Origin of the sequence: Pseudomonas sp. MWU13-2862 (genome assembly GCF_023242495.1) — a bacterium.
In the GTDB taxonomy this organism is placed as follows: domain Bacteria; phylum Pseudomonadota; class Gammaproteobacteria; order Pseudomonadales; family Pseudomonadaceae; genus Aquipseudomonas; species Aquipseudomonas gingeri_D.
The window spans coordinates 16,621-28,904 of the sequence record NZ_JALMEZ010000022.1 but is presented as its reverse complement, the minus strand read 5'-3'; the positions used below and the strand labels follow the sequence as shown (position 1 = coordinate 28,904).

The 12,284-nt window shown below is 55.1% G+C and carries 22 protein-coding genes; all 22 read right to left on the bottom strand.

All coding sequences use genetic code 11. The annotated features are described in order from the left end of the window. Positions 1-2: 2 nt before the first annotated feature. Entirely contained in the window at positions 3-179 is a 177-nt protein-coding gene (gene rpmD, locus M5C56_RS29685) for a 50S ribosomal protein L30 (RefSeq protein ID WP_010438202.1), read from the bottom strand. Between the two features lie 2 nt (positions 180-181). Next, positions 182-682 (bottom strand): 30S ribosomal protein S5, encoded by a 501-nt coding sequence (gene rpsE / locus M5C56_RS29680; RefSeq protein ID WP_100944357.1) that lies wholly within the window; start codon positions 680-682, stop codon positions 182-184. Positions 683-685: 3 nt separating this feature from the next. Further along, positions 686-1,036, bottom strand: coding sequence for a 50S ribosomal protein L18 (gene rplR, locus M5C56_RS29675; RefSeq protein ID WP_003186037.1), 351 nt, complete (start codon positions 1,034-1,036; stop codon positions 686-688). 10 nt (positions 1,037-1,046) lie between these two features. Continuing rightward, entirely contained in the window at positions 1,047-1,580 is a 534-nt protein-coding gene (rplF, locus tag M5C56_RS29670; RefSeq protein WP_003176412.1) for a 50S ribosomal protein L6, read from the bottom strand. A 12-nt stretch (positions 1,581-1,592) separates the two neighbouring features. Further along, complete coding sequence (rpsH, locus tag M5C56_RS29665; protein ID WP_003228724.1) at positions 1,593-1,985, bottom strand: 30S ribosomal protein S8; 393 nt, start codon at positions 1,983-1,985, stop codon at positions 1,593-1,595. A 211-nt stretch (positions 1,986-2,196) separates the two neighbouring features. After that, a complete protein-coding gene (rpsN, locus tag M5C56_RS29660) occupies positions 2,197-2,502 on the bottom strand; it encodes a 30S ribosomal protein S14 (RefSeq protein ID WP_100944356.1) in 306 nt (101 codons plus the stop codon). Between the two features lie 13 nt (positions 2,503-2,515). After that, the gene (gene rplE, locus M5C56_RS29655; protein ID WP_040071276.1) at positions 2,516-3,055 is read right to left on the bottom strand and encodes a 50S ribosomal protein L5; all 540 of its coding nucleotides are present in this window, start codon (positions 3,053-3,055) and stop codon (positions 2,516-2,518) included. A gap of 20 nt (positions 3,056-3,075) precedes the next feature. Further along, positions 3,076-3,390: a 50S ribosomal protein L24 gene (gene rplX / locus M5C56_RS29650; RefSeq protein WP_007896770.1), complete on the bottom strand. Its 315-nt coding sequence runs from the start codon at positions 3,388-3,390 to the stop codon at positions 3,076-3,078. An 11-nt stretch (positions 3,391-3,401) separates the two neighbouring features. Beyond that, the gene (gene rplN, locus M5C56_RS29645; protein ID WP_011063774.1) at positions 3,402-3,770 is read right to left on the bottom strand and encodes a 50S ribosomal protein L14; all 369 of its coding nucleotides are present in this window, start codon (positions 3,768-3,770) and stop codon (positions 3,402-3,404) included. 23 nt (positions 3,771-3,793) lie between these two features. Next, the gene (rpsQ, locus tag M5C56_RS29640) at positions 3,794-4,060 is read right to left on the bottom strand and encodes a 30S ribosomal protein S17 (RefSeq protein ID WP_003194644.1); all 267 of its coding nucleotides are present in this window, start codon (positions 4,058-4,060) and stop codon (positions 3,794-3,796) included. A 2-nt stretch (positions 4,061-4,062) separates the two neighbouring features. Continuing rightward, positions 4,063-4,254: a 50S ribosomal protein L29 gene (gene rpmC / locus M5C56_RS29635; RefSeq protein ID WP_002555481.1), complete on the bottom strand. Its 192-nt coding sequence runs from the start codon at positions 4,252-4,254 to the stop codon at positions 4,063-4,065. Further along, complete coding sequence (rplP, locus tag M5C56_RS29630) at positions 4,254-4,667, bottom strand: 50S ribosomal protein L16 (RefSeq protein ID WP_003232424.1); 414 nt, start codon at positions 4,665-4,667, stop codon at positions 4,254-4,256. The genes rpmC and rplP overlap by 1 nt, the downstream gene beginning before the upstream one ends. A 12-nt stretch (positions 4,668-4,679) precedes the next feature. Beyond that, a complete protein-coding gene (gene rpsC / locus M5C56_RS29625; RefSeq protein WP_008065719.1) occupies positions 4,680-5,366 on the bottom strand; it encodes a 30S ribosomal protein S3 in 687 nt (228 codons plus the stop codon). 13 nt (positions 5,367-5,379) lie between these two features. Further along, positions 5,380-5,712 carry a 50S ribosomal protein L22 gene (gene rplV / locus M5C56_RS29620; RefSeq protein ID WP_003103908.1) on the bottom strand — a complete coding sequence of 111 codons (333 nt, stop codon included), beginning with the start codon at positions 5,710-5,712 and terminating at the stop codon, positions 5,380-5,382. Between the two features lie 11 nt (positions 5,713-5,723). Next, on the bottom strand, positions 5,724-5,999 hold the full coding sequence (gene rpsS / locus M5C56_RS29615) for a 30S ribosomal protein S19 (protein ID WP_002555486.1): 276 nt from the start codon (positions 5,997-5,999) through the stop codon (positions 5,724-5,726). Positions 6,000-6,015: 16 nt separating this feature from the next. Next, entirely contained in the window at positions 6,016-6,840 is an 825-nt protein-coding gene (rplB, locus tag M5C56_RS29610; protein ID WP_103495383.1) for a 50S ribosomal protein L2, read from the bottom strand. A gap of 14 nt (positions 6,841-6,854) precedes the next feature. Next, a complete protein-coding gene (gene rplW / locus M5C56_RS29605; RefSeq protein WP_002555488.1) occupies positions 6,855-7,154 on the bottom strand; it encodes a 50S ribosomal protein L23 in 300 nt (99 codons plus the stop codon). Next, positions 7,151-7,753: a 50S ribosomal protein L4 gene (gene rplD / locus M5C56_RS29600; RefSeq protein WP_100944354.1), complete on the bottom strand. Its 603-nt coding sequence runs from the start codon at positions 7,751-7,753 to the stop codon at positions 7,151-7,153. The genes rplW and rplD overlap by 4 nt, the downstream gene beginning before the upstream one ends. A 12-nt stretch (positions 7,754-7,765) precedes the next feature. After that, a complete protein-coding gene (gene rplC / locus M5C56_RS29595) occupies positions 7,766-8,401 on the bottom strand; it encodes a 50S ribosomal protein L3 (RefSeq protein ID WP_003194649.1) in 636 nt (211 codons plus the stop codon). Between the two features lie 80 nt (positions 8,402-8,481). Beyond that, complete coding sequence (gene rpsJ / locus M5C56_RS29590; protein WP_003186070.1) at positions 8,482-8,793, bottom strand: 30S ribosomal protein S10; 312 nt, start codon at positions 8,791-8,793, stop codon at positions 8,482-8,484. 158 nt (positions 8,794-8,951) lie between these two features. Continuing rightward, complete coding sequence (gene tuf / locus M5C56_RS29585) at positions 8,952-10,145, bottom strand: elongation factor Tu (protein WP_027924378.1); 1,194 nt, start codon at positions 10,143-10,145, stop codon at positions 8,952-8,954. A gap of 30 nt (positions 10,146-10,175) precedes the next feature. Next, positions 10,176-12,278 (bottom strand): elongation factor G, encoded by a 2,103-nt coding sequence (gene fusA, locus M5C56_RS29580; protein ID WP_103495382.1) that lies wholly within the window; start codon positions 12,276-12,278, stop codon positions 10,176-10,178. Positions 12,279-12,284: the final 6 nt, after the last annotated feature.

The window sequence follows — 12,284 nt, the reverse complement described above, 5'->3', positions numbered from 1 at the left end:
GATTAACCCTCTACACGCAGCATGTAGTAAGCCTTGTTGATCATCCCGCGATTCTCGGGAGTATCCAGGACTTCTACAGTGTGACCGATGCGACGCAGACCCAGACCCTTAACGCACAGTCTGTGGTTAGGGATGCGGCCGGTCATGCTTTTGATCAGCGTTACTTTTACAGTTGCCATGATCAACGGATCTCCGCTGCAGTTTTGCCGCGCTTGGCAGCAATGGACTCAGGGGACTGCATCGCTTTCAAACCTTTGAAAGTGGCGTGAACCACGTTTACCGGGTTAGTCGAGCCGTAGCACTTGGCCAGAACGTTCTGCACACCAGCGACTTCGAGGACAGCACGCATAGCGCCGCCAGCGATGATACCGGTACCTTCAGAAGCAGGCTGCATGTAAACCTTCGAAGCGCCGTGGGCGGACTTCATGGCGTACTGCAGGGTGGTGCCGTTCAGATCAACCTGGATCATGTTGCGGCGAGCAGCTTCCATAGCCTTCTGGATCGCAGCAGGCACTTCACGTGACTTGCCACGGCCGAAGCCTACACGGCCCTTGCCATCACCTACCACGGTCAACGCGGTGAAGGTGAAGATACGGCCGCCTTTAACGGTTTTGGCTACGCGGTTAACTTGAACCAGCTTCTCGATGTAGCCTTCGTCGCGCTTTTGGTCGTTATTTGACATAACTTAGAACTCCAGCCCAGCTTCACGAGCAGCATCAGCCAGCGCCTTGACGCGGCCGTGGTACTTGAAGCCAGAGCGGTCGAAAGCCACCTGCGAGACGCCAGCGGCTTTAGCACGCGTAGCGACCAGCTGGCCAACCTTAGTGGCCGCGTCGATGTTGCCAGTGGCACCATCACGCAGTTCTTTGTCCAAAGTCGAGGCACTTGCCAGGACTTTGTTGCCGTCGGCCGAAATGACCTGGGCGTAGATGTGCTGCGAAGAGCGGAACACGCAGAGACGCACGACTTCGAGTTCGTGCATTTTCAGGCGTGCTTTGCGAGCGCGACGCAGTCGAGTAACTTTTTTGTCGGTCATTTGCTATGCCCTACTTCTTCTTGGCTTCTTTACGACGGACGACTTCGTCCGCGTAGCGCACACCTTTGCCTTTGTACGGCTCTGGTGGACGGAAGTCGCGGATCTCAGCGGCCACCTGACCTACCAGCTGCTTATCGATGCCCTTGATCAGGATATCGGTTTGGCTAGGGGTCTCAGCGGTGATGCCTTCCGGCAGTTCGTAATCCACTGGGTGCGAGAAGCCAAGGGCCAGGTTCAAAACCGTGCCTTTTGCTTGCGCTTTGTAACCAACACCGACCAGCTGGAGCTTACGCTCGAAGCCTTGGCTTACGCCTTGGACCATGTTGTTTACCAACGCACGCGTGGTACCGGCCATTGCGCGAGTTTGTTGATCGCCATTGCGAGCAGCGAAACGCAGCTCACCAGCTTCTTCAACGATCTCAACGGACGAATGGATGTTCAGTTCAAGAGTACCCTTGGCACCCTTCACCGAAAGCTGTTGGCCTGCGAATTTGACTTCGACACCGGCTGGCAGCTTAACGGGGTTCTTAGCGACGCGAGACATGCTTATCCCCCCTTAGAACACAGTGCAAAGAACTTCGCCGCCGACACCGGCAGCGCGCGCAGCACGATCCGTCATCACACCTTTGTTGGTGGAGACGATAGACACGCCGAGACCGCCACGAACTTTCGGCAGATCCTCAACGGACTTGTACTGACGCAGGCCTGGACGGCTAACGCGCTTCACTTCCTCGATGACCGGACGGCCTTCGAAGTATTTCAGCTCGATGGATAGCAACGGCTTGGTTTCGCTGCTGATCTGATAACCCGCGATGTAACCTTCGTCCTTCAGGACTTTTGCTACAGCCACCTTCAACGTGGAAGACGGCATGCTTACGACGGACTTTTCAGCCATCTGGGCATTACGGATTCGAGTTAGCATGTCCGCTAACGGGTCCTGCATACTCATGGGCTAGACGCTCCTGATACAAAAAGAATTAGCCTTGCGGCTACAACTGTCGCCGAGTATCTCCACACGTAAAAAGTGCAGGCTCAGGCGAGCCGGTCATTCTAGACACACCCCAGAAATGAATCAAGCCCCAAAAGGGGCTTGATTCAAACTCAAGGTCACCGGTGGTCGGTTCTTGCGAGACCGACCACCGTGACTTGGGCGGTGTGGCTTACCAGCTGGCTTTAACCAGACCTGGTACGTCACCACGCATGGCCGCTTCACGCAGCTTGTTACGGCCGAGGCCGAACTTGCGGTAAACGCCGTGCGGACGACCAGTGATGCGGCAGCGGTTACGCATGCGCGAGGCGCTTGCGTCACGTGGCTGCTTCTGCAGGGCTACCGAAGCTTCCCAACGTGCTTCTGGACTTGCGTTCAGATCGACGATGATAGCTTTCAGTGCTGCACGCTTGGTGGCGTACTTGGCAACGGTGAGCTGACGCTTCAGCTCACGGTTTTTCATGCTCTTCTTGGCCATTTTCCTACTCCAATCAGTTGCGGAACGGGAATTTGAAAGCACGCAGCAATGCGCGACCTTCATCATCGTTCTTGGCAGTGGTGGTCAGGGTAATGTCCAGACCGCGCAGAGCATCGATCTTGTCGTAATCGATTTCCGGGAAAATGATCTGCTCTTTCACGCCCATGCTGTAGTTGCCACGACCGTCGAAGGACTTGGCATTCAGGCCGCGGAAGTCGCGAACCCGAGGCAGGGAGATCGACAGCAGACGATCCAGGAACTCATACATACGATCGCGACGCAGGGTCACTTTGACACCGATCGGCCAACCTTCGCGGACTTTGAAGCCAGCGATGGATTTGCGAGCGTGAGTCACAACGACTTTCTGGCCGGTGATCTTCTCCAGGTCAGCCACAGCGTGCTCGATGACTTTCTTGTCACCGATCGCTTCGCCCAGACCCATGTTCAGGGTGATCTTGGTAATGCGCGGAACTTCCATCACGTTCGCCAGCTTAAGTTCTTCCTTAAGCTTCGGAGCGATTTCCTTCCGGTAAATCTCTTTCAGTCGTGCCATGGTCTTCTACCTAGCAGTGTTCAAGCATCAACCGCTTTTTGGGTCGACTTGAAGACACGAATTTTTTTGCCGTCTTCTACTTTGAAACCAACGCGGTCAGCCTTGTTGGTTTCGCCGTTGAAAATGGCGACGTTGGAAGCGTGCAGTGGCGCTTCTTTTTCGACGATACCGCCCTGTACGCCCGACATCGGGTTAGGCTTGGTATGACGCTTGACCAGGTTCAGACCACCGACGACCAGACGGTCATCAGCGAGAACCTTAAGCACCTTACCGCGCTTACCTTTGTCTTTGCCGGCGATCACGATGATCTCGTCGTCACGACGAATCTTTTGCATGTCGGATCTCCTTACAGCACTTCTGGGGCGAGCGAGACGATCTTCATGAACTTCTCATTACGAAGTTCACGGGTCACTGGCCCAAAGATACGGGTGCCGATCGGCTCTTGCTTGTTGTTCAACAGAACAGCAGCGTTGCCATCAAAGCGGATAATGGAGCCGTCAGCACGACGAACGCCATGGCGAGTGCGGACTACGACAGCAGTCATCACTTGGCCTTTCTTCACTTTACCGCGCGGAATTGCTTCCTTGACGGTTACTTTGATGATGTCACCGATACCAGCGTAACGACGATGCGAGCCACCCAGCACCTTGATGCACATAACGCGGCGAGCGCCGCTGTTATCGGCCACATCGAGCATGGATTGAGTCTGAATCATATAATTTCTCCGACCCCTAGCCCTTAGACTTCCACAGCGCGTTCGAGAACATCAACCAGCGCCCAAGACTTGGTCTTGGCCATCGGACGAGTTTCACGAATCGTGACCTTGTCGCCAATGTGGCACTGGTTGGTTTCGTCGTGCGCGTGCAGCTTAGTCGAACGCTTAACGTATTTACCGTAGATCGGGTGCTTGACGCGACGCTCGATCAGAACGGTGATGGTCTTGTCCATTTTGTCGCTGACAACACGGCCAGTCAGCGTACGGACGGTCTTTTCGGCTTCAGCCATGATTACTTACCTGCCTGCTGGTTGAGCACAGTCTTCACACGAGCGATGTCGCGCTTAACTTGCGAGAGCAGGTGAGACTGCCCCAACTGGCCAGTTGCTTTCTGCATACGCAGATTGAACTGGTCGCGCAGCAGGCCGAGCAGTTGCTCGTTCAGCTGCTGTGCTGATTTTTCACGAAGTTCATTCGCTTTCATCACATCACCGTCCGTTTAACAAAAGCGGTGGCGAGCGGCAGCTTTGCAGCAGCCAGGGCAAAAGCCTCACGCGCCAGCTCTTCAGTAACACCCTCGATTTCATACAGGACTTTGCCTGGCTGAATCTGGGCAACCCAGTACTCCACGTTACCCTTACCTTTACCCATCCGAACTTCGAGGGGCTTTTTGGAGATAGGCTTGTCCGGGAACACACGGATCCAGATCTTGCCGCCACGTTTTACGTGACGGGTCAGAGCACGACGCGCTGACTCGATCTGACGAGCGGTGAGACGACCACGAGCAACAGACTTCAGCGCGAACTCGCCGAAGCTGACTTTGCTACCGCGCTGAGCCAGACCACGGTTGTGGCCTGTCATCTGCTTGCGGAACTTCGTACGCTTTGGTTGCAACATTTGGCGTACCCCTTACTTAGCAGCTTTTTTACGAGGCGCTGGTGCTTGTGGTTTCAGTTCTTCTTGGCGACCACCAATTACTTCGCCTTTGAAGATCCAAACCTTTACACCGATCACACCGTAGGTGGTGTGAGCTTCGTAGTTGGCATAGTCGATGTCGGCACGCAGGGTGTGCAGTGGCACACGACCTTCGCGATACCATTCAGTACGTGCGATTTCAGCACCGCCGAGACGACCGCTCACTTGGATTTTGATGCCTTTGGCACCAATGCGCATGGCGTTCTGTACGGCGCGCTTCATGGCGCGACGGAACATCACACGACGCTCCAGCTGCTGAGCTACGCTCTGGGCAACCAGCATACCGTCGAGCTCCGGCTTGCGGATCTCTTCGATATTGATGTGCACAGGCACACCCATTTGCTTGGTCAGGTCCTGACGCAGTTTCTCAACATCCTCACCTTTCTTCCCGATAACGATACCTGGACGAGCGGTGTGGATGGTGATGCGTGCAGTTTGGGCCGGACGATGGATATCGATACGGCTTACGGACGCGCTTTTTAGTTTGTCTTGGAGGTACTCACGCACTTTCAGATCTGCGAGCAAATAGTCCGCATAAGTCCGACCGTCTGCGTACCAGACGGAGGTGTGCTCCTTGACGATTCCCAGGCGAATGCCAATGGGATGTACTTTCTGACCCATCTCTTCGACTCCGTTACTTGTCAGCAACCTTGACAGTGATATGGCAAGACCGCTTGACGATGCGATCAGCCCGGCCTTTGGCACGTGGCATGATGCGCTTCAGCGAACGCCCTTCGTTGACGAAAACGGTGCTGACCTTCAGGTCATCAACGTCTGCGCCTTCGTTATGCTCGGCGTTGGCTACGGCCGACTCCAGCACTTTCTTCATGATCTCGGCGGCTTTCTTACTGCTGAAAGCCAACAAGTTGAGCGCTTCGCCCACCTTCTTCCCGCGGATCTGGTCGGCGACCAAGCGGGCTTTCTGGGCGGAGATTCGAGCGCCCGACAACTTAGCGGCTACTTCCATTTCCTAACCCCTTAACGCTTGGCTTTCTTGTCAGCCACGTGCCCACGATATGTGCGGGTACCGGCAAACTCGCCCAGTTTGTGGCCGACCATGTCTTCGTTCACGAGAACGGGGACGTGTTGACGACCGTTATGCACAGCGATGGTCAAACCGACCATTTGTGGCAGGATCATGGAACGGCGCGACCAGGTCTTAACTGGTTTGCGATCGTTCTTTTCCGCCGCCACTTCGATCTTCTTCAGTAGGTGAAGATCGATAAAAGGACCTTTTTTCAGAGAACGTGGCACTGTCGTATCCCTCTATTTACTTGCGACGACGGACGATCATTTTGTCGGTACGCTTATTACCACGAGTCTTCGCGCCCTTAGTCGGGAAGCCCCACGGCGATACCGGATGACGACCACCAGAGGTACGACCTTCACCACCACCATGTGGGTGGTCAACCGGGTTCATGGCAACACCACGAACGGTTGGGCGAACGCCACGCCAGCGTTTGGCACCGGCTTTACCCAGGGAACGCAGGCTGTGCTCGGAGTTCGAGACTTCGCCCAGCGTTGCACGGCATTCCGACAGCACTTTACGCATTTCACCGGAGCGCAGACGCAGGGTCACGTAGACACCTTCACGAGCGATCAGCTGAGCCGAAGCACCAGCGGAACGAGCGATCTGTGCACCTTTACCTGGCTTCAATTCGATGCCGTGTACGGTGGAACCCACTGGGATGTTGCGCAGCTGCAGAGCGTTACCTGGCTTGATTGGAGCCAGAGCGCCTGCGATCAGCTGGTCGCCAGCACTCACGCCTTTAGGCGCGATGATGTAGCGACGCTCGCCGTCTGCGTACAGCAGCAGAGCGATGTGAGCAGTACGGTTTGGATCGTATTCGATACGCTCGACAGTGGCAGAGATGCCATCTTTGTCGTTGCGACGGAAATCGACCAGACGATAATGCTGCTTATGACCACCACCGATGTGACGAGTGGTAATACGGCCATTGTTGTTACGACCACCAGTCTTCGATTTTTTCTCGAGCAGCGGTGCGTGAGGAGCGCCTTTATGCAGCTCCTTGTTGACCACCTTGACCACAAAACGGCGGCCAGGGGAAGTCGGTTTGCATTTAACGATTGCCATGATGCACCCCTTCCTTACTCAGCACTGCTGCTGAAATCGAGATCTTGGCCTGGCTGAAGGGAGATAACTGCCTTCTTCCAGTCATTACGCTTGCCCAGACCGCGAGCAGTGCGTTTGCTTTTACCCAGGACATTCAGGGTAGTCACACGCTCTACTTTCACGCTGAACAGGCTTTCGACGGCCTTCTTGATTTCCAGCTTGGTTGCGTCAGTCGCAACCTTGAAAACGAACTGACCTTTCTTGTCTGCCAGGACCGTAGCCTTCTCGGAAACGTGCGGGCCAAGCAGAACTTTAAATACGCGTTCCTGGTTCATCCCAGCAGCTCCTCGAATTTCTTCACGGCCGACACGGTGATCAACACCTTGTCGTATGCGATCAGACTAACTGGATCGGAACCCTGTACGTCACGGACATCAACGTGTGGCAGGTTACGAGCAGCCAGGTACAGGTTCTGATCAACAGAGTCAGACACGATCAGAACGTCGGTCAGGCTCATGCCAGTCAGTTTGTTCAGCAGGTCTTTGGTTTTCGGCGTTTCAACAGCGAAATCCTGAACCACGACCAGACGATCAGTACGCACCAGCTCAGCAAGGATGGAACGCATTGCTGCGCGATACATCTTCTTGTTCAGCTTCTGGGAGTGATCCTGAGGACGAGCTGCGAAAGTGGTACCGCCGCCACGCCAGATTGGGCTACGGATGGTACCGGCACGAGCACGGCCAGTACCTTTCTGACGCCATGGGCGCTTACCGCCACCGGAAACGTCGGAACGGGTCTTTTGCTGCTTGCTACCCTGACGGCCGCCAGCCATGTAGGCCACGACTGCTTGGTGAACCAGCGTCTCGTTGAATTCGCCGCCAAATGTCAGTTCGGAAACTTCGATTGCCTGAGCGTCATTTACATTTAATTGCATGTCAGCTTCCCCTTAACCGCGAGCCTTGGCTGCTGGACGTACAACCAGGTTGCCGCCAGTAGCGCCAGGAACAGCGCCCTTGACCAACAACAGATTGCGTTCAGCGTCCACGCGCACTACTTCGAGGGACTGCACGGTCACGCGCTCAGCGCCCATATGACCGGACATTTTTTTGCCCTTGAATACACGACCAGGAGTCTGGCACTGGCCGATAGAGCCTGGAACGCGGTGGGACACGGAGTTACCGTGGGTATTATCTTGCCCGCGGAAGTTCCAACGCTTGATCGTACCCTGGAAGCCTTTACCCTTGGACTGACCGGTTACATCAACCAGTTGACCAGCGGCGAAGATTTCAGCGTTGATCAGATCGCCGGCCTGGTAGTCGCCGTCTTCAAGACGGAACTCCATTACGGTACGACCAGCGGCAACGTTCGCTTTAGCGAAGTGGCCAGCTTGAGCAGCTGTAACACGCGAAGCACGACGCTCGCCGACAGTGACTTGCACTGCACGATAGCCATCGGTTTCTTCAGTTTTGAACTGGGTGACGCGATTCGGCTCGATCTCAATGACCGTAACCGGAATGGAGACACCTTCTTCGGTGAAAATACGGGTCATACCGCATTTACGACCGACTACACCAATAGTCATGTTGTAAACCTCATGAGTGTACGGGGCTTTCACCCGCTATGGCCGCCCATTTCAGAGCGTTACACGACTAAGACCGAGTCTTAGCCGAGGCTGATCTGCACTTCCACACCTGCCGCAAGATCAAGCTTCATCAGCGCATCAACGGTTTTATCCGTTGGCTGGACGATGTCCAGTACACGCTTATGAGTACGGATCTCGTACTGGTCGCGCGCGTCTTTGTTGACGTGCGGGGAGACCAGAACGGTGAACCGCTCTTTACGGGTAGGCAGTGGAATTGGACCACGCACTTGAGCACCAGTACGTTTCGCGGTTTCCACGATTTCCTGGGTGGATTGGTCGATCAGGCGATGGTCAAAAGCCTTCAACCTGATACGGATTTGCTGATTTTGCATTGGATTTCAGACTCCGGCTGCTATTCCCACCGAGCGCAATACGCCCGTTAAAAGGAGGCGCAATTCTATAGACGCCCCAGATAGGTGTCAACCTAATAAAAAAGCCCCCGCAAGGCGGGGGCTTTTTCAAAGCATCGAAGCTATCTCAATGAGAAAGCTTACTCGATGATTTTGGCTACGACGCCAGCGCCGACGGTACGACCGCCTTCACGGATAGCGAAACGCAGACCGTCTTCCATCGCGATGGTTTTGATCAGAGTGACAGTCATCTGGATGTTGTCACCTGGCATTACCATTTCAACGCCTTCTGGTAGCTCGCAGTTACCGGTCACGTCAGTAGTACGGAAGTAGAACTGTGGACGGTAGCCTTTGAAGAACGGAGTATGACGGCCGCCTTCTTCCTTGCTCAGAACGTAAACTTCTGCGGTGAACTTGGTGTGCGGCTTGACCGAACCTGGCTTGACCAGAACCTGGCCACGCTCAACGTCGTCACGCTTGGTACCGCGCAGCAGAACGCCGCAGTTCTCGCCCGCACGACCTTCGTCGAGCAGCTTACGGAACATTTCAACACCGGTGCAGGTGGTGACGGTGGTGTCACGCAGACCAACGATTTCCAGTGGGTCTTGAACGCGAACGATACCGCGCTCGATACGACCAGTCACAACAGTACCGCGACCCGAGATCGAGAATACGTCTTCGATTGGCATCAGGAATGGCTTGTCGGTCAGACGAACTGGCTCTGGGATGTAGCTGTCCAGGGTTTCAACCAGCTTACGAACGGCAGTGGTGCCCATTTCGTTGTCGTCTTTGCCTTCCAGCGCCATACGAGCGGAACCGATGATGATTGGAGTGTCATCACCTGGGAAGTCGTAAGTGCTCAGCAGATCGCGCACTTCCATCTCAACCAGTTCCAGCAGCTCAGCGTCGTCTACCAGGTCAGCCTTGTTCAGGAAAACCACGATGTACGGAACGCCTACCTGACGGGACAGCAGGATGTGCTCACGGGTTTGTGGCATCGGACCATCAGCGGCCGAACAAACCAGGATCGCGCCGTCCATCTGGGCAGCACCGGTGATCATGTTCTTCACGTAGTCAGCGTGACCTGGGCAGTCAACGTGAGCGTAGTGACGAATCTTCGAGTTGTACTCGACGTGTGCGGTGTTGATGGTGATACCACGAGCTTTTTCTTCTGGCGCGCTGTCGATTTTATCGAAATCAACGATAGCCGAACCGAAAACTTCGGAGCAAACACGAGTCAGAGCTGCGGTCAGCGTGGTTTTACCGTGGTCGACGTGACCGATGGTGCCAACGTTGACGTGCGGGAGGGAACGATCAAATTTTTCTTTAGCCACGACAATTAACTCCTAGCCTAAAGGGCTGAATCAGCCTTGTTTTTTAACGAGAGCTTCGACGATGTTCGACGGAGCTTCGGAGTATTTGGAGAATTCCATAGAGTAGCTCGCGCGACCCTGGGACATGGAACGAACATCGGTCGCATAACCGAACATTTCGCCCAACGGAACCTCGGCGCGGATCACCTTGCCAGAAACCGTATCTTCCATACCCTGGATCAGACCACGACGACGGTTCAGGTCACCCATCACGTCACCCATGTAGTCCTCAGGTGTTACAACTTCTACCTTCATGATCGGCTCAAGTACAACACCGCCGCCCTTGGACGCGAGTTGCTTGGTCGCCATGGAAGCAGCCACCTTGAACGCCATCTCGTTGGAGTCGACGTCGTGGTAAGAACCGTCAAACACAGTAGCCTTCAGGCCGATCAGCGGATAACCGGCAACAACGCCGTTCTTCATCTGCTCTTCGATACCCTTCTGGATAGCCGGGATGTATTCCTTAGGAACCACACCACCCACTACTTCGTTCACGAATTGCAGACCTTCCTGACCTTCGTCAGCCGGTGCAAAACGAATCCAGCAGTGACCGAACTGGCCACGACCGCCGGACTGGCGAACGAACTTGCCTTCGATTTCGCAATTCTTCGTGATCTTCTCACGATAGGAAACCTGAGGCTTACCGATGTTGGCTTCGACGTTGAACTCACGGCGCATCCGGTCAACCAGGATGTCCAGGTGCAACTCGCCCATGCCGGAGATGATCGTTTGACCAGTCTCTTCATCAGTTTTGACGCGGAAAGACGGGTCTTCCTGAGCAAGTTTGCCCAGAGCGATACCCATTTTTTCCTGGTCATCCTTGGTCTTTGGCTCAACGGCAACCGAAATAACCGGCTCCGGGAAGTCCATGCGAACCAGGATGATTGGCTTGTCAGCAGAGCACAGGGTGTCACCGGTGGTGACGTCCTTCATGCCGATCAGGGCCGCGATGTCGCCAGCGCGTACTTCCTTGATCTCTTCACGGGTGTTGGCATGCATCTGCACCATACGACCCACGCGCTCTTTCTTGCCCTTGACCGAGTTGATCACGCCGTCGCCGGAGCTCAACACGCCCGAGTAAACGCGAGCGAAGGTCAGGGTACCCACGAATGGGTCAGTGGCGATTTTGAACGCCAGAGCGGAGAACGGTTCGCTGTCGTCTGCATGACGCTCCATGGCGATAGTCTCGTCATCCGGATCGGAACCCTTGATGGCAGGAATGTCGACAGGTGCAGGCAGGTAGTCGATAACAGCGTCGAGAACCAGGGGAACGCCCTTGTTCTTGAAGGAAGAACCGCAAACAGCCAGAACGATTTCGCCAGCGATGGTCCGCTGACGCAGAGCGCCCTTGATTTCCTCGATGGTGAGCTCTTCGCCCTCGAGGTACTTGTTCATCAGCTCTTCAGTGGCTTCGGCGGCAGCCTCAACCATGTTGCCACGCCACTCTTCAGCCAGTTCCTGCAGTTCAGCAGGGATCGGCTCGCGGCGAGCAGCCATACCTTTGTCAGCGTCGTCCCAATAGACGGCTTCCATGGACATCAGATCGATCTGACCCTGGAAGTTGTCTTCGGAACCGATAGCCAACTGGATAGGCACTGGAGTGTGGCCCAGGCGCTGCTTGATCTGCGCAACAACACGCAGGAAGTTAGCACCGGCACGGTCCATCTTGTTCACGTAAACGAGACGTGGAACGCCGTACTTGTTGGCTTGACGCCATACGGTTTCAGACTGAGGCTCGACACCGGAAGTACCGCAGAACACGACGACCGCACCGTCGAGTACGCGCAGCGAACGTTCTACTTCAATGGTGAAGTCAACGTGGCCGGGGGTATCGATGATGTTGAAGCGGTGCTTGGGAAACTGCTTGGCAGAACCTTCCCAGAATGCGGTGGTAGCAGCGGAGGTAATGGTAATACCCCGCTCCTGCTCCTGCACCATCCAGTCCATGGTCGCGGCGCCGTCGTGCACCTCGCCCATTTTGTGGTTTACGCCCGTGTAAAACAGGACGCGCTCAGTGGTCGTGGTTTTACCCGCGTCCACGTGAGCAACGATACCAATGTTACGGTAGCGTTTAATATCGGTTGTACGAGCCATAAAGCC

What these genes read in the sequence shown, in the direction of transcription:
- rplN (WP_011063774.1), bottom strand. Translation starts at nt 3,770, where the DNA reads ATGATTCAGACTCAATCCATGCTCGATGTGGCCGATAACAGCGGCGCT.
- rpsQ (WP_003194644.1), bottom strand. Translation starts at nt 4,060, where the DNA reads ATGGCTGAAGCCGAAAAGACCGTCCGTACGCTGACTGGCCGTGTTGTC.
- rpsJ (WP_003186070.1), bottom strand. Translation starts at nt 8,793, where the DNA reads ATGCAAAATCAGCAAATCCGTATCAGGTTGAAGGCTTTTGACCATCGC.
- fusA (WP_103495382.1), bottom strand. Translation starts at nt 12,278, where the DNA reads ATGGCTCGTACAACCGATATTAAACGCTACCGTAACATTGGTATCGTT.
- rplD (WP_100944354.1), bottom strand. Translation starts at nt 7,753, where the DNA reads ATGCAATTAAATGTAAATGACGCTCAGGCAATCGAAGTTTCCGAACTG.
- rplW (WP_002555488.1), bottom strand. Translation starts at nt 7,154, where the DNA reads ATGAACCAGGAACGCGTATTTAAAGTTCTGCTTGGCCCGCACGTTTCC.
- rplR (WP_003186037.1), bottom strand. Translation starts at nt 1,036, where the DNA reads ATGACCGACAAAAAAGTTACTCGACTGCGTCGCGCTCGCAAAGCACGC.
- rpsC (WP_008065719.1), bottom strand. Translation starts at nt 5,366, where the DNA reads ATGGGTCAGAAAGTACATCCCATTGGCATTCGCCTGGGAATCGTCAAG.
- rpsE (WP_100944357.1), bottom strand. Translation starts at nt 682, where the DNA reads ATGTCAAATAACGACCAAAAGCGCGACGAAGGCTACATCGAGAAGCTG.
- rplV (WP_003103908.1), bottom strand. Translation starts at nt 5,712, where the DNA reads ATGGAAGTAGCCGCTAAGTTGTCGGGCGCTCGAATCTCCGCCCAGAAA.
- rplF (WP_003176412.1), bottom strand. Translation starts at nt 1,580, where the DNA reads ATGTCTCGCGTCGCTAAGAACCCCGTTAAGCTGCCAGCCGGTGTCGAA.
- rplE (WP_040071276.1), bottom strand. Translation starts at nt 3,055, where the DNA reads ATGGCACGACTGAAAGAGATTTACCGGAAGGAAATCGCTCCGAAGCTT.
- rpsH (WP_003228724.1), bottom strand. Translation starts at nt 1,985, where the DNA reads ATGAGTATGCAGGACCCGTTAGCGGACATGCTAACTCGAATCCGTAAT.
- rpsN (WP_100944356.1), bottom strand. Translation starts at nt 2,502, where the DNA reads ATGGCCAAGAAGAGCATGAAAAACCGTGAGCTGAAGCGTCAGCTCACC.
- rplX (WP_007896770.1), bottom strand. Translation starts at nt 3,390, where the DNA reads ATGCAAAAGATTCGTCGTGACGACGAGATCATCGTGATCGCCGGCAAA.
- rplC (WP_003194649.1), bottom strand. Translation starts at nt 8,401, where the DNA reads ATGACTATTGGTGTAGTCGGTCGTAAATGCGGTATGACCCGTATTTTC.
- rplB (WP_103495383.1), bottom strand. Translation starts at nt 6,840, where the DNA reads ATGGCAATCGTTAAATGCAAACCGACTTCCCCTGGCCGCCGTTTTGTG.
- rpmD (WP_010438202.1), bottom strand. Translation starts at nt 179, where the DNA reads ATGGCAACTGTAAAAGTAACGCTGATCAAAAGCATGACCGGCCGCATC.
- rplP (WP_003232424.1), bottom strand. Translation starts at nt 4,667, where the DNA reads ATGTTGCAACCAAAGCGTACGAAGTTCCGCAAGCAGATGACAGGCCAC.
- rpmC (WP_002555481.1), bottom strand. Translation starts at nt 4,254, where the DNA reads ATGAAAGCGAATGAACTTCGTGAAAAATCAGCACAGCAGCTGAACGAG.